This window comes from Pseudoalteromonas sp. S8-8 (assembly GCF_000497875.1).
Classification (GTDB): domain Bacteria; phylum Pseudomonadota; class Gammaproteobacteria; order Enterobacterales; family Alteromonadaceae; genus Pseudoalteromonas; species Pseudoalteromonas arctica.
The window spans coordinates 108,539-128,029 of sequence record NZ_AUTR01000070.1; the positions used below are offsets into that span (position 1 = coordinate 108,539).

A 19,491-nucleotide genomic window follows, 5' to 3' on the forward strand; every position below is an offset into this window, starting at 1 on the left:
ATGTCTGCACTTTACTCATCAGCATTTGTTACAATCACCACATCATATCTGTTGTTAAAATGAAGCCATGAAAGAAAATAAAGCACGTTCAAAATTACACCCTCGTAACCTACATAAAAATGGGTACGACTTCGATTTATTAACAACAGAGCACCCTGCTCTACTGCCTTTTGTTATAACCACACCTGCAGGTACTAAAAGTATTGATTTTAGTGATAACAAAGCCGTTAAAACACTTAATCAAGGGCTTTTAAAAGCTCACTACAATATTGATTTTTGGGATATTCCTGAGCATAATTTATGCCCACCTATACCTGGGCGTGTTGACTACATTCATTACTTAGCCGACTTATTAAGTGACGATAACCAACAACAAATACCTTTAGGTAAGCAAATTAAAGTGCTTGATATTGGCACTGGCGCTAACTTAGTTTATCCGCTTACTGGTACAAGTGAATATAAATGGCATTTTACAGGGACTGATATTGATGCAGCCTCAGTAAAAATAGCAAAACAAATTGCTCAGTTTAATGGTTTAAAAATAACCCTAAAACAACAAAAAAACGCATCACATATTTTTAAAGGCGTTGTAAATCAAAAAGATCTATATCATTTAACGCTCTGTAACCCTCCGTTTCATGCAAACGAAGAAGAGGCAAGTAAAGGCAGTGAACGTAAATGGAGAAACTTAGGAAAAACACCCAGTAGCACACTTAACTTTGGTGGCCATAATAATGAATTATGGTGTGAAGGCGGTGAAGTACAGTTTATCTCTAATATGATTAAAGAAAGCGAAGACTTTGCAGAGCAAGTACTGTGGTTTACGTCGTTAGTCTCTAAAAAAGATAATATTGCAGCCCTTGAAGAGGTATTAAAAGCCCACCCAATAGCACAATATAAAATAGTTGATATGGCACAAGGTCAAAAAATTAGCCGCTTTATTGCATGGAGCTACTTTGATAAAGAAACCCGTGAACAAATTTGTAGCGAGCTGGCTTAGTACCAATTTTATTAAAAACAATAAAAAGGATAAGGCAATCATGATAGATTTTCGATCTGATACAGTTACAAAACCAACAAAAACAATGCGCGATATTATGTACAACGCACCGGTTGGTGACGATGTATATGGTGATGATGAAAGCGTTAACCAACTAGAAGCCTATGCGTGTAAGCGTTTTAATTTTGAAGCCGCACTTTATTGCAGCTCAGGTACACAAGCCAACTTACTTGCAATAATGGCGCATTGTGAGCGAGGTGACGAATACATTTGTGGCCAAAATGCTCACAACTATAAGTTTGAGGGCGGCGGAGCAGCTGTTTTAGGGTCTGTGCAACCACAGCCTATTGAAAACGATGCTGATGGCAGTATACCTTTTAGTAAAATAACGACCGCTATAAAACCAGACGATTGTCATTTTGCAAAAACGCGATTACTTAGCTTAGAAAATACCATAGGCGGAAAAGTACTCCCGCTTGAGTACTTAGCCCAAGCTCGTGACTTTGTTAATACACATAATTTAGCACTGCACTTAGACGGCGCACGTGCTTTTAATGCCGCTGTTGAGCTAAATATTGATATCACTGAAATTACAAAACACTTTGATTCAGTTTCTATTTGTTTATCTAAAGGATTGGGGGCGCCCGTAGGCTCTTTATTATTAGGCTCACCAGCACTTATTAATAAAGCAAGACGATGGAGAAAAGTACTTGGTGGCGGTATGCGCCAAGCCGGAATGCTTGCAGCCGCCGGGCAGTTTGCACTTGAGCACAATGTAGAGCGCTTAAAAGACGATCATGCAAATGCACGTTATTTGGCTAAACAATTAAGTGAAATCAGTGGTTTTAATGTAGATCTGAGTAACACCACTAATATGGTTTACGCAACATACACTAGCAGTATAAACATTGAAGAGATTGCTGAGGCACTTAAACAACAAGGTATACTATTTAGCCCAAGCAAGCAGCTTAGGCTAGTAACGCATTTAGATATTACGCGCGAAGATATTGATACATTTTTAAATGCTTTGTCGGCCCATATTTAACGCGGCTTTATAATGTTTGCGGCATACCGAAACATATCGGTCATTGCCGCCAATTTCTACTTGGTTACCATCGGCTATTGCTTCACCATTTTCATCGGTACGCAGTACATGGTTTGCTTTACGTCCACAGTGGCATACAGTTTTAAGCTCAACTAACTTATCAGCCCACGCAAGCAAATATTGCGACCCTATAAATAGCTCGCCTCTAAAGTCGTTGCGCAAGCCATAACACAATACCGGTATACCTAATTCATCAACCACATCGGTTAATTGCATTACTTGTTCTTTTGATAAAAATTGGCACTCGTCAACTAACACACAATGGCGTTTTTTTTCATTATTGAGTGATTGAATAAGATCAAAAACATCTTTCCTAGCATCAAATACATGCGCATCTGCTTGCAAGCCAATACGAGACGATACTTTACCCACGCCTTGTCTATCATCAATGGCAGCAGTAAGGATCACAGGTTCCATGCCACGTTCTTTATAATTAAATGCAGATTGTAATAACGTGGTTGATTTACCTGCATTCATTGCAGAGTAGTAAAAGTATAATTGAGCCATTGTGGTGCCATTTTATAAAAAGTGCGCTTATGCTACCTTAATATTAAATTAATACCAATTTACAAACGCGAATTTAATGAGGTTATTTAGGTGTTTGTAAGTATTTAATATACACAGGTGCACTTTCAAATTTTGATAGCCAATGCCATATTTCCCAACTTAGAGTGTTATTTTCTTCGTAGAATTTTTTTGAAAAAACAAGGTAACCATGGCTGGTTTCGTAAGGGGGATAAATAGGTTTGACATTATTACCCTCATACGGATAACTCGACACTTTTAAGCCATCAACTTGGCATAGATCAACGCTCGCCTGCACCACGCCCTTATCTAGCAACTCAAAAGCTTTGCTTTTAGAAAACGTATTATGAATAAAAAATGGCTCTTCTTTTAACGCGCTATTTAGTCCATAGCCATTAGGAATAGCTATCGTAAATGCTTTATTTTGAAATACTTCGCGAGTCTCCCATTCTTTATGAAATTTATAACGCCCTATAAGGCAGCTACTAAATTCACTTACTGCATAGTCATCTTGTAACTTACCTTGCTGATCAACAGGGTAAACAGCAACGTTTTCTCGTCCTTTGCGGTAACTGGCAATAACAGCATTAACTCGATTAAATTCTAAATCGCTTAAGCATCTACGCCATGGTTTTCTAACAAACTTAATCTCAACACCATCAATCGCTTTATCTAATAAACTTAAAACCTCAACTGAGGCATCAGGTTGATCAATAGGTATAGCCTTATCAACACCTAAAAATAGTGGTGCTGCGTTTTTATCTTCATAACAAAAAAGTAATTCTTTGGCCGTAACGCCATCGCAAAAAACAATACACTTCAAAACAAAAATATAAAGCAACGTTCTAATTTTCATAGTGATTTTTATTTATAAACTAAATCTACAGTGTAGTATGTAGAACTAAACATACAAAATATTCGTTACATTAATTTACATTAATCCTTCGTGTTTCAGCAACCAAAGCTTCCTATCAAGCCCACCAGCATAGCCCGTTAACTTTGCATTTGCGCCAATAATTCGGTGGCAAGGCACTATAATACTAATCGGATTTTTACCATTCGCAGCGCCTACTGCCCTCACTGCTTTTGGATTATTGAGTTGGTTTGCAATATAGCCGTATGTTTGCGACTTTCCAAAAGGTACCGTTAATAGTGCTTGCCATACGCTTTGTTGAAATGCTGTACCGTTTGTATCAAGTGGTACATCAAAAGTAGTGCGTTTTTTTGCAAAGTACTCATTTAACTGCGCAGCACAAATAAGCACCGCCTTGTTAGCGACTTGCTCAAATGGCGTATGAGGGTGCTCAACTGGAGGATAAAACCCAACGTAACTCACTCCTTTATCTGTCGCTTGAATAATTATGTCGTCTATAGGGCTCGAAATTGATGTTTGAATGATCATTATAATTGCTGCCAAAGTTGAAAAGTTAAGTAAGAGCGAAAAGGAGCGCTGTTAGCAGGTACGAAAGGGTTTGCCGCCGCTTGAGCTTTTTTAACACCTAAGTCGCCATCAAGTAATATATCGGGCTGGCTTTGCCCTCGCAACTTTGCATAATTTACCGTCCAAGGACCAATTCCCTTTAAATTAAGCCATTCGTCTAAATCGTCATTTTCAGGATTTAGTGCACAAAACTGGGCTAAGTTGTGTAGCGCATTTTTGCGTGCTTGTGGCATTTTAAAAAATGCAAAATCACTATTAGCAACAATTTTAGCTGTAGGAAAATAAACGGCATCGCCCTCTTTTTCGCCTAATTCGTCAACTAACTTTGTTACTAAATTATGCGCCGCAGTAACACTCACTTGTTGTCCGAGTACCGCCCTTATACCGGCTTCAAAACTTGACCAAATCCCTGGAAGCCTGAGCCCTTCACACACTGTAAACGCATTGTTTATATTGGCGCTTAAATGCGTTTCAATTAAATTAATATCGGCATCTAAATCAAGCACACGGCGTATATTATTTATAACAGGTTGTAAGTACACCGTATTGTCTATATTGATAGATACACTAAAGTGGTTTTTACTCGCTATAAATTCAGCGGTAAAGCTTCCTTTATATTCCTCACTTGCAAAAGTACGTCCGTAGCTCGTTTGTGTTATCCACTCCATTGGTTTTATCAAGCGCCTTTGTAAAAAACCCTGCAAAGCAGGCCAATTATAAGGCGGCCTAAATGGCAGGGTTAAAGTGAGTGTTGACGTTGGTTTTTTATCGCCACTGCGCAGCTTCGAGGGAGCTATATTTAACTGCTGTAAAAATGCATCATTAAAGCGCCTAATGCTTTTAAAGCCTGCGGAAAACGCTATTTCGGTAAGGGGTAAATGTGTTTCTTGAATCAGCTTCTTAGCAAAGTGACATTGGTTAAATAATCGATATTGCGTAATCGACACGCCAAAATACTGCTTAAACAACTGTCTTAAATAACGACTACTTACACCTAAACGAGCTGCTAATTTTTCGCAGTCGTGCTCGTCATTTTGATCTATTAACTGTTTTGCTCTAAGTGCAGTCGTTTTTGTACCCTGCCATGCTGCGCTGCCAGGGGCACTATCGGGTCTGCATCGTATACAGGGTCTAAAACCATCTTGCGCCGCGTTATGGGCAAACTGATAATAAGCAACGTTTTTTTCGTGAGCCGTTGGTGCAGGGCAAATAGGTCTGCAATAAATACCGGTACTTTTTACCGCAACATAAAAAAGCCCGTCAAAACGAGGATCGCGACTCTGACGTGCTTTTTGCCAATGTGAAGTGTCCATAAACGGCTCTATAAATTAAACCTTATAGAGCCTAGCTTATACAAAAAAAACTGTATTACTAGCCATATTCGGCACTCAACCAATAGCCAATAAATAACGCCTTTGTACTTCTTGCCAATTAATTACATTGTAAAATGCAGCAATATATTCAGGGCGTTTGTTTTGATACTTCAAATAGTAGGCATGCTCCCATACATCAAGTCCCAAAATAGGGATATTTCCCTGCATTAAAGGGCAATCTTGATTAGCACTATTTTCTACAATCAACTTTTCATCCGGCGTTACACATAACCACGCCCAACCACTACCAAATTGGCTAATTGCCGCGGCTGTAAATTGGTCTTTAAATTTATCAAAACTGCCTAGTTGCTCATTTATAACCTGAGCCACAATACCTTCAGGTTCACCTCCTCCTTGTGGGCTCATTACTTGCCAAAATAAGCTGTGATTAAAATGCCCTCCTACATGCTCTTGTACTGCTTTTTGCAAATTACTAGGCAGGCTGTTTATTCCCTTAAGTAATTTTTCAGCATTTGCGGTTGCATATACAGTATCTGCTAAAGCAGCATTGGCTTTATTGATATACGTTTGATGATGCAATGTGTGGTGAATATGCATAGTTTTGCTGTCTAAATGAGGCTCAAGCGCATTATATTCATAATCAAGTGCTGGCAATGTAAACGCCATAAATTACTCCTTTATTTTAATGTAGCAGGCTGTTTGTTGAGTCTTTAGAGCATAAGCAAAAATTCACTTGCTCTATTAGCTCAGGTAAAAAATGATAACGTCTTGCAAATGATACAAGTTCAGAGGAAGTTTTAATGTAATGATGCTTACTCACTTTTTGTATATCGTAATGAGTATGCTTAATTAATGAAGAGAGTGTTAAGTGTACTTCGCATAGCCATTTGCATGCATTTTCAGGCTGTTGCATAGCTATATAAGTATCAGCTAAATTATGTGACGCAACAACAAGTGCGGGTATACAGTGCTCAATAGCATGAATGACAGTGTTATTAATCTGAGCATATAAAAATTGCTGAAGAAGATGATCTGCAAGTGTTTTAGCTAATAAGTATTTATCGCGGGCTTCGAGAAGTGCACCTTGTTCAAATGCATAATTACCTTGCATTATATTCGACTGCCAAGGGCTTAATGCTTGATCAAGATAAAGTAAATCTGAGTGGGGTTGTTTTTGACTTGAGATCATATAATCATCTGCACGTTTATTTATGAGTGTGTATTTAACTTACACACCCACAAAACTAAATGCAAATGATTTTCATTAACTATTTAGCGAAGTCTAATAATTCCTGCCCTGTTAAGCGATATATAATCCATTCGTTTTGCGGCTTTGCACCAATGTTATTGTAAAAATCGATAGCGGGTTTATTCCAGTCAAGCACTACCCATTCAAAACGCCCACAGTTATTACTGATCGCCTTATTAGCTAAGTGTTTCATAATGGCTTTACCTGCGCCATTGCCACGGCTATCTGGGCTTACGTATAAATCTTCAAGGTATAGGCCATTTTTACCTAACCAGGTAGAGTAATTATAAAAATATACCGCAAAACCAATTGCCTCATCACCTTCTAAACAAATTATGCTGTGCGCAGTTGCACCTTCACTAAACAGAGTATCTAAAATTGCCTGCTCGTCTGTTTTTACTGCATCAGGTTCTTTTTCATATATGGCAAGTTCGGTAATAAAGTGCAAAATTGTTTTTGCGTCACTTGGTTTTGCATCACGTATTATAACGGGTTGGCTCATTGTATTTTTACCTTAAATATACTGCTCTAATTTATCTTTTAAAATATCTAATTGAATAGGTTTACTCAAGTAGTCATCCATTCCAGCTGTTATACAACGCTCTTTATCTGAGTTCATTGCATTTGCGGTGATAGCGATTATTTTAATGTTTTTATGCTGTATGCCCGCCACGCCTTTACGAATAGCAGCGGTTGCAGCAAAACCATCCATAACAGGCATTTGGCAATCCATAAGTACAAGCTTAAAATATCCTGAATCATGCGCTTCTAATATATCAATCGCTAATTGGCCATTCCCAGCAATAGTAACGTCACAATTAAGCTTTTTGAGCATTAATTTAGCCACCTGTTGGTTAATTGGATTATCTTCCACCAGTAGTATTTGGGAAGACTCCTGCATTTTTTCTTTTTTAAGTGACGAAATATAGCCTGACGTAACAAGTGGGAGCGCCTCGCCTGCATCATTACTCGTTATAACCGACAGTGCAGAAATTAAATCGGCAGTGGTTACTGGTTTAGGAAAATATGCCTGAAAGCCAGCATCAGAATAACGCTGCGCGCCTTCCATACCTGCAATACTAGTCATCATTACAAGTGGCATTGATTTATAATGTTCATGTGCTTTTAGTGCTTTACACAGCTCTATGCCATCCATTCCTGGCATTTGCATATCAAGCACTGCAATATCATACATGCAATTTTTATCTTTATATTGCTGCGCGCACATATCAAGTGCTTCGCGTGCATCACATGCGAGTGCAACCTTAGCGCCCCAATGTTCAAGCTGTTGTGAAATTACAATTCGATTTGTCTCATTATCGTCAACAACTAAAACTGTTAGCTCTTCCATATTAATATTAGGAATATAACGCTCTTTTTGATCTCCCGGAGTTAGCATTATAGTGGCGGTAAAGGTACTCCCTTTACCTGCTTCACTTGTAAGAGAAATTGCTCCTCCCATTAACTCACAAAGCTGCTTACAAATAGCCAGCCCTAAGCCACTGCCCCCGTATTCACGCGTTGTTGATGCATCTACCTGAGAAAAAGGGGTAAATAACTGCTGTTGCTTTTCTTCACTTATTCCTATGCCTGAATCTTTTATACTTGCAACAAATTCTAAACCTTGAGCCACTTTATTAATTTTGGCGCTTACCACAACCTCGCCCTTACTCGTAAACTTAACGGCGTTACTCAGCAAATTAGTAAGTACTTGTCGAATCCGCCCAGGATCTCCGCATAACTGCGAAGGCTCTAGCGCTACCAAATCTAAAATTATTTCTATACCTTTTTCTTGAGCAGTCAATGCTTGTGCGGCAGCAACTTCGCCAATTAAATCACGTCCATTAAAGTTAATCTCTTCAAGTTCAATTTTACCCGCTTCGGCTTTAGAGAAATCTAAAATATCGTTAATTACACCCAATAAAGAGTGCGCTATACCTACTTTTGTTTCTATTGGTTTAGGGAGTGACTCTAATTGAACAAGTTCTAGCATACCGAGTACACCATTCATTGGCGTTCTTATTTCATGGCTCATGGTTGCTAAAAATTGGCTCTTCGCAATGGCTGCATCTTCTGCTTTTACAAGGGCTACTTTTAACTCCTCACTGATTACTTTTCGTTGCTGAGAAATTAAAGTACTTCCCACTAAAGTAGCCAATGATCGAAGATACGTTTCTTCACTTTGCGTCCAATTGTGATGTTCGCCTACCGTTTCAGCGCACAAAATACCTAAATTACCATCACCAGTTGCTATTACTGCATCAAGCATCGATTTAATATTTAATGGCTTTGTATACGCTTCTATAAAATCAACAGTTGCTGGGTGCGTATAAACATCATCAATGGCTACTAAGTTTTGCTTATAAATGGCGCTATAATATGCAGGGTAGTCTTTAGCAGTTAAAACAGCATCTGTATCTACAAACCCTTGTCCATCTATGTATAAACTATGACATGTCATTACATCTCGTTGATCGTTAAAAATCCATACCGACGCACGTGCAACATTTAGCACTTCGCACATAGATTTAACGGCTAGCTTTTTAACTTGCTCTACATCACTATTTTGCACTTCAGGTGCGACTGTAAGCGCGGCTAAATTTTTGTTATAGCGGTTTGCTTTTTCGCTTTCGAGTTCAAGGCGCTTATGTGCATCAATACTTTGAAATGAGCCAAAAACACGTACGCATTTACCATCTTTAAGCTCTGCTTGGCCCATTGATTTAACCCAACGCTCTTGCCCCGAATAGGTCAAAATAATAAGCTCTACACTCCAGCTTTCACCTAAAGTCACAGCGCATTCAAATAAGGTACTTATAGTGTCTCGGTGTATTCCTGGTTTATAAAAATCAATAGCAGTATCTATCCTCGGCTCAAATCCCTCTGGTACTTCGTGGATAACCTTAACTTCATCAGACCAATAAAGAGTATGCGCATCTAGGTCCATCTCCCATGCACCAATCTGGCCTTGCTTACTCATTGATTCAAGCAGGCTTTGCTGACGGCTTATTTTTAATTGTGTATTGTAACGTTCTGTAATATCTAAAATAAATCCATCTAAATACAATATATTGCCATCATCTGCGTAAATCGCTTGGCCTTTTTCGTTTACCCAATGCAAAGAGCCATCGCGGGCTTTAATTCTATACTCAACAGACCATGACTGCTTAGCGCTAACACAACGGACAATTTCATCTTTTATTTTTTGAGAATCGTCTTCACATATTAAATCAAAGAAGCAAAGGTCTTCATTGTGTATCAACTCATCGGGTGAATAACCGGTTATTTCACTCGCTTGCTCGCTCATGTAAAGCATGCTTAATTTGTCATCAAACTTACACCTATAAATAATGCCAGGGATATTTGATACCAAAGATGCAAATCTGTCTCGGCTTCCTTGTAGCTCAAGCTCTGTAGATTTTCGATCTGATATATCTAAATGCGTACCGATCATGCGTTTTGGAGAACCATCGGTATTCCACTCAACTATTTTTGCAGTATCGAGAACCCAGATCCAATGCCCATTTTTATGTTTCATGCGGGCTTCACTAACATAATAGTCAGTCTCGCCGGAAAAATACGCTTGAAGTTTTTTCTCCGACATAGCTAAATCATCAGGGTGAGCGTAGGTATACCAAGTATCTATAGTACAAGGTTCAATATCACTGAGCTTGTAACCTATAATCTCGGCCCAGCGGTTATTAAATGTCACATTTTTAGTATCAATGTACCAATCCCAAATACCCACTGCTGTTGAGTCAATCACTAGTTGTAGCTGTGTTTTGTGCTGTTCAAGCTCTAGCTCTTGTAACTTAAGCGCTGTAATGTCGGTACGAATAGCAATATAGTTTTGTGGTATACCGTTTTCATCTAAAAATGGTGCAATGGTGGTATCTACCCAATAAAAACCACCATTTTTAGCTTTATTACAGATTTGCCCGTTCCATACATCACCGCGTTTAAGCGTTTTGTACATATTTTTAAAGAATTTTTTTTCGTGTTTACCTGAATTTAATAAGCGATGATTTTCGCCTATTAATTCATGTTCGTCGAAACCACTGATCTCACAAAACTTCTTATTTACAAAAGTAATAGTGCCATGTAAGTCAGTTACCGCAACAATGGCATGTTCATCTAATGCACTTTTTTGTTCTGCTAATTGTTTTAATGCAATTTGAAGTGCCGAACGTTGTTTTTGTAATATACTTTGTTGTTCTTCTTTTACGGCTACTAACTTACGTAAGCCCAATGAAAGCTGATTAAATTCAATGCTATCGTTTATTATTGGAACTTTAACTAAATCGCCTTTTGTAATATTTTCGACAATTTTAGCTAAGTTAATTAAAGGCTGAGACAGCCGGCGACCAAACCACCACGACAACGTTAATATCAGCAGTAAGGCACCTGAATTAGTTAATACAGCGAGCTGCTTATAATAATTAGCACCTTGTAGTGCAACTTCTTTTGGTTTTGATACAAGTAGCTGCCAGCCAGACTCATTTAAAAACTCTAATGAATTAATATACCCATATAAAGTGACTTCATTTTTATCAATATAAGAAAAAACACGTTGTGTTGGTGAGCCATTTGGAGAGAAAAATGATGGTTGGGTATCGTCTGAAATATTACTTTTTTGAATTTTATTATTGTGCATAACATAAAATGTTATGTCTTTATTAGCAGCGTGTATTTTACTTAGATTATTTAATAAGCCATTTAAATTTATAGCTGCAAGCAATATTGCTTGTAGCTTATTTTCATCATTTAATATCGGTAAGCCAATAATATGATATTCACGCCCTGAGGCAGTCATTGACTGGAATTGGATTTTACCTGTATTTATAATCCCAGAACGTATGTTATTAAAGCGCGGCTCTTTAATAACATTTAAAAAAGGTGATGAAGGTAGTGAATTAACGAGGTTTACATCAATAAGCTCTACATGATTAACAAAATCATACTGCTCAATAAATTGATTAATTAATTTTTGCTTTTTATTGGGGCTGATATCAAATTGTGATCTAAGCAAATATAAATCTTTAACATGGTCTGTAAACCAAATATCAGCAAATTGCTTACCTATATTATTAAGCTCGTTAAGTTCAGTGTCTGCATTTTGTTTAAGCGTGCTATTTACATGTTCAAGACTAAACCACGTAAGTATACAAAGTGGCCCTAAGGCTATAATTATAAAGGTTATAATTAACTTACTTCGAACAGACTGTCCTTTACCTGTTAATTCACCAAAGTTTAAACCTTTGTCCATGCTTAATATCCAGCAACTTATAATCATTTAATATTACTTACATTAATGCACTAAATATATAAAGACGCAAGTTTTGAGCGGTAAACTCCTTAAAAACTGGGTATTTAGCGTTACAATCTTAAATTCACATTTTTTAAAAAATACGCCTTTATTACTAACTTATAATTACACTTGCTTACGCTACAACTTCTGTAGCTGTTTTAAACTCCTCGTGATATAAGCAGTATTTAATCAATGCGTTTGAGGGCATTATGGCGCACGATCACTCACATAGTCATGTAGACGAAAACCAAAGCAATAAACAGCTCACCGTCGCTGTGGTTATTAATGTATTGCTAACCGTAGCCCAAGTTATTGGCGGGATATTTTCGGGCAGCTTGTCACTTATAGCCGATGCCCTTCATAATTTAAGTGATGCTGCCGCTATATTTATAGCCTTGGTTGCACGTAAAGTTGGTAATAAGCCTGCTGACGGCACTCATCATTTTGGCTATAAACGCGCTGAAATACTTGCCACACTTTTTAATAGCAGTACATTAATATTAATTGGCGTGTATTTAATTTTTGAAGCCATTTCGAGCTATTTAAACCCTCAACCAATTAATGGCTGGATAGTTGTGTGGGTGGCAGCAATAGCGTTGGTAATTGATTTAGCAACAGCGTATTTAACCTACCGAGCTGGAGCAAATCACAGTATAAATATAAAAGCGGCCTTTATTCATAACGTATCAGATGCAATGGCATCTATTGTTGTTATTATTGCAGGCACCTTAATTATTTTATACCAATGGTATATTGTTGATTTAATTGCCACTGTGCTTATTTCTGTGTATGTAATTTATCATGGCATTTTACTATTAAAGCAAAGCTGCAAAATTTTAATGCAAGCAGCGCCTAGCAACATTGATACACACGCAATATCACATGCTATTAGCAATGAATTTAATATCGAATCGGTAGTTAGCATTAAGCTTTGGCAACTAGATGATAAAGAAAATTATTGTGAGCTTGTTATTAGCACTCAGCACTTAATTAATTTGCCAACAATAAAAAGCTTTTTACACGACAATTTTAATATCGAAAATTGCATAATAGAAATCCGACCAATCGCAAATTAAAGCCCAATTTAATGTTCTTAATAACAAGCTAAACCAAATACATAACTATTTAATTGAAAACAGCTCGTATTATCATTTACAATATTGCCATTAACTCATAATGAGATACCGTTTTTGAAACTTTGGTTACGTAGAATTCATTTAGGCCTTGCCCTTATTAGCGGACTATTTTTATTAATAGTGAGCTTAACCGGTGCTGTTATGATTTATGCAAAAGATATACAGCACTTAATAGAGCCTGCAAAATGGCAAGTAACACCACAAGAAAATTTAATGCCTTACGATGAACTTATACAAAATGTACGAGCTCAAACTAAGCAAAAAATCACTTTTTTTATGCCCGAACAAGCGCCAAACGCCGCATGGCAATTTAGGTTAGCCAATAAATATTACGCCAGTGTTAATCCCTACTCTGGGAGTGTACTAAACGTCTATGAATCAACAGATACTATTTATGGGTTTGCGATGGGATTGCATCGCTGGCTGTTGTTTGAAAACAGTAAGGGTGAAAAAACCTTTCGAAATTGGATGTCGGTGTGTGCATTGCCACTTTTAATAAATGTATTACTCGGCTTTTATTTATGGGTAAAGCCCAAAAACAGAGTTAAACGTTTAGCTATAAAACCAAAAGCCAAATTTAGAGTGCTCATGTATCAATTACATACAGTGCTTGGTGTTTACTTTTTTATACCCCTTATGCTTATTGCCTTTACTGGTATGGCATTTAACTGGAAAACACAAACTCAATCTGTATTAGAATTTGTAACGTTTAATAAAGTAGAACAAAGACCTGAAGCGCCAAAAATAATAGCCGCTTCTCAAGCTGCGTTAAACTACAATGAAGCAATTAAAAATGCAGAGAACGTATTTCCGGATGGTAAAGTATATAGAATTTACTTACCTAAAAATGATGACGAAGTAATTGCACTGAGAATGCAAAACCCTGGCGAAAGCCACGCTTACAGCTGGGTTTGGACTAACCCATTTACTGGTAAAGTATTAAACTCATTTGACGCCAGTAAAACCAACTTCACAACACAAGCATGGAACTTTAAGTATAAGTTTCACATTGGTGATTTTGCAGGTCCTATTGTGCAGTTTTTATGGTTATTAATAGCCCTTTCACTCGCATTTTTTATTGTAAGCGGTGTATATTTTTGGTTAAAACGCCATAAATGGAAATAAATCTCATTAACACTTGCGTCATTAGTTGATAATAATTACCATTACGTAAATTGTTATCAACTAAGACACCCCATGTTAAAAACTTCGCTTTGCCTTATTGCTGTTGCAATAAGTACTAACACGTTAGCAAATGAAAATAATAAAAATGAATACACTTCTGATCAGTTAGAGCATGTCATTGTATCTGGCAGCCGCATATCAGAGAACATTGACGAAGTACCTGCCTCGATTACCGTTATAAATCAGCAACAAATACAACAGCATTTAAAAGTAAGCTCAGAATTGGGGAGCTTACTCGCGCAAATGGTTCCAGGGCTTGCCCCAGATACAGGCAGTTCAAGTAATTCAGGACAAACACTACGCGGTCGTGCGCCATTAATAATGATTGATGGTGTACCGCAATCAACCCCTCTTCGTAATGGTTCTTTAGGCGTAAAAACGTTAGACGCCAGCGCAATAGCGCGCATTGAAGTCATAAAAGGCGCAACGTCTATTTATGGTAATGGTGCCTCAGGTGGCATTATTAACTACATAACAAAACAGGCTCGCAGTGATGGTAAACCTGAAGGTGAAATAAGTATTTCAAGCCGCTTTAGCGCTGTTAAATTAGCAGAAAGTGGCGGCGGTAGAATAGCGGCTGCAGTAAACGGAAAGCTCGATAAACTAAGCTACCTGTTAACGGCAAGCTATGAAGAAAACGGCGTACAACGCGATGCAGAGGGCGATATTTTAGGCTTGCAATATGGTTTATCAGACTCTGAAACTCAAAACTATTTTACCAAACTAACTTATGATTTTGACGACGAAAAGCAACTGCAGTTTAGCTATAACTTTTACAGCTCACAGCAAAAAACTGATTTAGGCGATGTTACTGGCGATGGCAATATAGGGGAAAAAACATACGCTATACACGTCCCCTTAGAGCTTCAAAAACAAGGTAAACCGCAAGGCCCAGAAGGCAACGAAAATATAACCCTAAAATATGTTGATTACGCGTTGTTTGAAAACACACAAATGACCCTCGATCTGTATAAACAAAATATAGAAAACGTATTCTTTTTCTCAACCGCTTTAGCCAATCTTGATGAAGGTTATAGCGGTGGTCAATCGGTTATTAAATCAGACAAGCAAGGTGCCAGAGCTACATTTAATAGTCAGTTTGATTTTGAAAACGTAACAGCCACCCTAATCTACGGTATTGATGCCTTAAACGATAAAACATCGCAACCTTTAGTAGATGGCCGTGTGTGGGTGCCAGAAATGGACATGGAAAGTGTGGCAGGCTTTTTACAAACAAAATGGGTAATAAACGACGACATTATTGTAAAAGCGGGTGTAAGAAACGAAAGCATTGATTTGAGCGTAAGTGACTACCAAACGCTAAAACTTTGCAAAACCGCATCGCAATGTTCAGTACCATTAAATGTGCGTGGCGACACCATTAATTACGATGCAACAACCTATAATGCCGGTATTAAATATAACTTAACCGATGTCTTTAGCCCGTTTTTTAGTTACTCACAGGGCTCTGATATTTCTGATATAGGTCGCTTACTTCGCGCTGCAACCGTTGACGACATTGCACTTATTCAAACACAAGCCTCAATAATCGACAATTACGAAGTTGGTTTTACCTCACAGTTTGAAAACGTACGTTTTGAATTTGCTCTTTACAGAAGTACCTCAGAGCTTGGTACAAGTAATGAGTATAATGAAGTAACAGGAGTTTACGAACCTGTGCGTGCGCCACAAGAAATATGGGGTTACGAAGGGTTAGTTAATTACACTATTACCCAAGACCTTAAGTTAAGCGCCACATACAGTTACGTAGAAGGTAAAAACACCGAAGCTGATGACTATCTAGGCGCAAGTCAAATTAGCCCACCTAAAGCAACAGCGAATGTAACGTGGCAAACAAATGACGAACTATCTCTTGCAATGAGCTTTTTATATGTAGGCGACAGAAAGCGTTTTGATAAAAATGCGCAAGGCCAATACTCTGGCGATCAGGGCCCTGTTAGTAGCTACAACACATTTAACTTAAGTGGCCAATACAATGTTAACGCTCAATGGAGTGGGTATTTTGGAATAGAAAACCTATTCAATAGTGATTACTACCCTGCCCGCGCACAGGCATACACCTACGGTGGATATAACATTAAAGGATTAGGCACAACCGCAACGCTGGGTGCTAAATATCAATTTTAACAAATAAACGCACGTAATAGGCATGCCCTGCATGCCTATATGCTCAACAAATCCCACATAAATAAACATCTCACTTTTTATCTAGGGCGTGTATTAGATGCTAATGCAAATAAAAAACTGTCCATAAACCAAGCAGTAACGCAAACTTAAATAAGAATCAAAACCAATAGTAACGCAATGATTTTTATAGAGAAAACTTGCAATATAGGTTATTTGTACTACACTGCATACAATTGAAATAGTTAAGGCGATTTATCATGAAAGGTAATCAAAAAGTAATCGATGCGTTTAATACATTGTTAGCTAACGAATTAGCAGCAATCGATCAGTATTTTATACACTCGCGCATGTATGACGACTGGGGTTTAAACAAACTATACGAGCGCCTTAACCACGAAATGGAAGAAGAAAAAGATCACGCAGACTGGCTTATTAAGCGCATCTTGTTTTTAGAAGGTGTACCAAATATGACTAAGCGCCGTGATTTACTTATCGGTAACGATGTAAAAAGCATGATGCAAAACGATTTAACACTAGAGCTTGAAGTAGTTGCGTGTGTTAAAGACGTCATCGCAATATGTGAAGAACAACAAGATTATCAATCTCGTAGCATTTTAGAAAAACTGTTATTTGATACCGAAGAAGACCATGTTTACTGGTTAGAGCAACAACTTGGCTTAATTGATAAGATTGGTTCTGAAAATTATCATCAAGCACAAATGGCTTAGTAGGAGCATATTATGAAAGGCGATAAAGACGTTATTGCAGCGCTTAATAAAGTACTCGCTAATGAGCTTGTTGGTATTAACCAATACTTTTTACATGCACGCATGTTTAAAGATTTTGGTTTCACTCAACTAGACAAAGCAGATTACAAAGTATCAATTCAAAAAATGAAAAACGCCGATCGTTTAATCGAACGTATTTTGTTTTTAGAAGGCTTACCAAATCTTCAAGACTTAGGCCGATTACGTATTGGTGAAAACAGCGAAGAAATGATTGCAGCTAATATGGGTTTTGAACTCGATACTATTGATGAGTTACGTAGCGCAGTTAAACTGGCTGAAAACAAAAAAGATTATATTACCCGTGAAGCTCTTGATCACATTTTAAATGAACAAGAAGAGCAAATTGATTGGTTAGAAACCCAACAATTACTTATTAAAAATACGGGTATTAAAAACTACTTGCAGTCTCAACTGTAAATAGTAACAAGCATAAAAAAAGCAGCTAAAAAGCTGCTTTTTTTATATCTAAGTTTTTATATGTAATTAAGCAACTTGATCCGTTACATCAGCAATCTGAATAAGTCTGCGATTAAGGATCTTTTTAGTACAACCACAACACTTACCGCATTGGCTGCCTACTTTAAGCTCTTTAGTTAATTCACGCATGGTCGTTGCACCATCGTCAATTGTTTGCTCAATTTTTTTATCAGTCACACCGTGACATAGACAAATATACATGAATACAAACCACTCTCAATTTCATTTAGTGCGTACATACTAATCTAAACGAAAATGGTTATCAATTGTTATTTAGCTAATATGTATTATTTAAAATTTTTTTTGGCCAGTGCCACTTAAATTGAGAATTCGCGGCAGCTTGAGAATAGTTTGAATTTTAAGCAAGGTGTGGCACTCAGATTGAGATTTATTAATTAAAGTTCACCTTAAATCTAAGTAAGGTTAGGTTTAGGCAAATATTTGAATGGTTGAAAATTAATTACATTAAGGCTTTAAAAACCTTAATGTATAAATACGGAATTTATGGGTAGGTGATTTCCGGTTTGTGCCAGTGTAGGTCGGATAAGCGAAGCGCCATCCGACACAGTAAGATACCTTGCCAATTATTATCAACATTTTATGTTGTCGAGTGGCTGGAGATGGATGGTCGCAACCTTAGACACTTATTAGCAGTATATTAGTCAGTGTTAGTAAATTTTGCATAATTAGTAGTGATTTTCGTTCCTTTTTCAGTTCTTGTTATTATTGCTTTTTCAATAAAAACAACTGAGTTACCCAAATAGATCTTTACACTACCACTGGCTATTTCCGGTGTAGCTGTTTCCCACTTTGAATCAACTAACACTTCATAAGTAAGAGTTTTTGGCAAGAAAATCTCTACATTGTTACTGTAAACTCGATAATCATTATTTTTAGATGTTGTAACTTTATCTGAGTTTATCTTAATATCTGATGCCATTGTAGATGGCACTAGAAATAAAACACTACTGAAAATGGCTGCAATCATTGAAGATAACACTGCTATTTTGGATTTAGAGTGATTTTTCTTTAATGGGATTTCAGGCTGGAATAACTTAGTAACATCTAGCTCAAAACAGGAAGCTAATGCTTTAACAGTTTCCAATGAACCTGAACCATTATTTTCTACTCTTTGAATGGTTCTTAAACTTACAGCACTAACATCAGCTAAATGTTGCTGACTCCAAGCTCTGACTTTACGTTCTTCTATAATTTTTTTAGCGTTTAGTTTCATTTCCATTTGTATTTCTCACATGAATATATTGAAGCTATATCCTGTTCAAAAACTCCTTTTTTGTATACGACACATTTGCGTCACCTTAACGACAGGTCAATGCCATACTGCTAACAGCTTTATCAAAGGACACTTTCCCTATCTTAGAGCGAAAACGTCCTTATTTCATGAGCTTCTATTATTATCAAATAGTGTAAATTATTACCAGCTATAAATATTATGCTTACTGTAGTTTATTTACACATATGAAAAAGGAGATAGTTTCCTTTTATTCTTACTAAGTTAATGACAACTCACCTGAGTGACGGCTTATCGCTCTTTCCTGACTATCAACTAATTGCCAAAAGCTAACTTTATTACTCCCGAATAAATTAACTATATTCGATTCTTAATATTTACCACGCAAAAGTTTTGTGGAATAATGCCCGCCTCTTAGGGGAGTAGCCCGCTCAGTAATGAGTAAACTTATCAACATAATTGCACCTCATGTGCATGGTAAGTTTGTAATGTTGTAGCAAGCGTTATCGGCGAGACCTAGGTAGACACTATCCTCATGGCGGG

Annotated in this window: 17 protein-coding genes; 7 read left to right on the forward strand and 10 right to left on the reverse strand. The window is 37.3% G+C overall.

Annotated features, from left to right (window positions below):
• Window positions 1-67 precede the first annotated feature (67 nt).
• Together rlmF and ltaE are read left to right on the forward strand one after the other, a co-directional pair.
• Window positions 68-1,000, forward strand: a complete 933-nt coding sequence (gene rlmF / locus L659_RS0121380; protein ID WP_024591852.1) for a 23S rRNA (adenine(1618)-N(6))-methyltransferase RlmF — start codon at window positions 68-70, stop codon at window positions 998-1,000.
• A gap of 40 nt (window positions 1,001-1,040) precedes the next feature.
• Window positions 1,041-2,045, forward strand: a complete 1,005-nt coding sequence (ltaE, locus tag L659_RS0121385; RefSeq protein WP_024591853.1) for a low-specificity L-threonine aldolase — start codon at window positions 1,041-1,043, stop codon at window positions 2,043-2,045.
• On the opposite strand, the gene L659_RS0121390 is transcribed toward ltaE, so the two are convergent.
• From L659_RS0121390 to L659_RS0121425, 8 genes are all read right to left on the reverse strand, one after another.
• Complete coding sequence (locus L659_RS0121390) at window positions 2,019-2,612, reverse strand: thymidine kinase (protein WP_024591854.1); 594 nt, start codon at window positions 2,610-2,612, stop codon at window positions 2,019-2,021. The two genes, ltaE and L659_RS0121390, sit on opposite strands and share 27 nt — an antisense overlap.
• A gap of 82 nt (window positions 2,613-2,694) precedes the next feature.
• Window positions 2,695-3,486, reverse strand: a complete 792-nt coding sequence (locus tag L659_RS0121395; RefSeq protein WP_024591855.1) for an amino acid ABC transporter substrate-binding protein — start codon at window positions 3,484-3,486, stop codon at window positions 2,695-2,697.
• A gap of 75 nt (window positions 3,487-3,561) precedes the next feature.
• Window positions 3,562-4,032 (reverse strand): methylated-DNA--[protein]-cysteine S-methyltransferase, encoded by a 471-nt coding sequence (locus L659_RS0121400; RefSeq protein WP_024591856.1) that lies wholly within the window; start codon window positions 4,030-4,032, stop codon window positions 3,562-3,564.
• Window positions 4,032-5,384, reverse strand: a complete 1,353-nt coding sequence (locus tag L659_RS0121405) for a DNA-3-methyladenine glycosylase 2 family protein (RefSeq protein WP_024591857.1) — start codon at window positions 5,382-5,384, stop codon at window positions 4,032-4,034. Before L659_RS0121405 ends, L659_RS0121400 begins: the two co-directional genes overlap by 1 nt.
• A 75-nt stretch (window positions 5,385-5,459) precedes the next feature.
• Complete coding sequence (locus tag L659_RS0121410) at window positions 5,460-6,071, reverse strand: superoxide dismutase (protein ID WP_024591858.1); 612 nt, start codon at window positions 6,069-6,071, stop codon at window positions 5,460-5,462.
• Between the two features lie 16 nt (window positions 6,072-6,087).
• The gene (locus L659_RS0121415) at window positions 6,088-6,594 is read right to left on the reverse strand and encodes a hypothetical protein (RefSeq protein ID WP_007582333.1); all 507 of its coding nucleotides are present in this window, start codon (window positions 6,592-6,594) and stop codon (window positions 6,088-6,090) included.
• 79 nt (window positions 6,595-6,673) lie between these two features.
• Window positions 6,674-7,156, reverse strand: a complete 483-nt coding sequence (locus L659_RS0121420; RefSeq protein WP_024591859.1) for a GNAT family N-acetyltransferase — start codon at window positions 7,154-7,156, stop codon at window positions 6,674-6,676.
• 12 nt (window positions 7,157-7,168) lie between these two features.
• Entirely contained in the window at window positions 7,169-11,920 is a 4,752-nt protein-coding gene (locus L659_RS0121425; protein WP_024591860.1) for a PAS domain-containing protein, read from the reverse strand.
• Window positions 11,921-12,171: 251 nt separating this feature from the next.
• Between L659_RS0121425 and L659_RS0121430 the strand changes: the two genes are divergently transcribed.
• From L659_RS0121430 to bfr (L659_RS0121450), 5 genes are all read left to right on the forward strand, one after another.
• Window positions 12,172-13,038 carry a cation diffusion facilitator family transporter gene (locus L659_RS0121430; RefSeq protein ID WP_024591861.1) on the forward strand — a complete coding sequence of 289 codons (867 nt, stop codon included), beginning with the start codon at window positions 12,172-12,174 and terminating at the stop codon, window positions 13,036-13,038.
• 114 nt (window positions 13,039-13,152) lie between these two features.
• Window positions 13,153-14,223 carry a PepSY-associated TM helix domain-containing protein gene (locus tag L659_RS0121435; RefSeq protein ID WP_024591862.1) on the forward strand — a complete coding sequence of 357 codons (1,071 nt, stop codon included), beginning with the start codon at window positions 13,153-13,155 and terminating at the stop codon, window positions 14,221-14,223.
• 72 nt (window positions 14,224-14,295) lie between these two features.
• Window positions 14,296-16,431 carry a TonB-dependent receptor gene (locus L659_RS0121440; protein ID WP_024591863.1) on the forward strand — a complete coding sequence of 712 codons (2,136 nt, stop codon included), beginning with the start codon at window positions 14,296-14,298 and terminating at the stop codon, window positions 16,429-16,431.
• A gap of 257 nt (window positions 16,432-16,688) precedes the next feature.
• Window positions 16,689-17,159, forward strand: coding sequence for a bacterioferritin (gene bfr / locus L659_RS0121445; RefSeq protein ID WP_002958985.1), 471 nt, complete (start codon window positions 16,689-16,691; stop codon window positions 17,157-17,159).
• Between the two features lie 12 nt (window positions 17,160-17,171).
• Complete coding sequence (gene bfr, locus L659_RS0121450) at window positions 17,172-17,636, forward strand: bacterioferritin (protein ID WP_010554007.1); 465 nt, start codon at window positions 17,172-17,174, stop codon at window positions 17,634-17,636.
• A 66-nt stretch (window positions 17,637-17,702) separates the two neighbouring features.
• Here bfr (L659_RS0121450) and L659_RS0121455 read toward each other — a convergent pair whose 3' ends face one another.
• Complete coding sequence (locus tag L659_RS0121455; RefSeq protein ID WP_002960627.1) at window positions 17,703-17,897, reverse strand: (2Fe-2S)-binding protein; 195 nt, start codon at window positions 17,895-17,897, stop codon at window positions 17,703-17,705.
• 457 nt (window positions 17,898-18,354) lie between these two features.
• Window positions 18,355-18,936 (reverse strand): helix-turn-helix transcriptional regulator, encoded by a 582-nt coding sequence (locus L659_RS0121460; protein ID WP_024591864.1) that lies wholly within the window; start codon window positions 18,934-18,936, stop codon window positions 18,355-18,357.
• Window positions 18,937-19,491 lie beyond the last annotated feature (555 nt).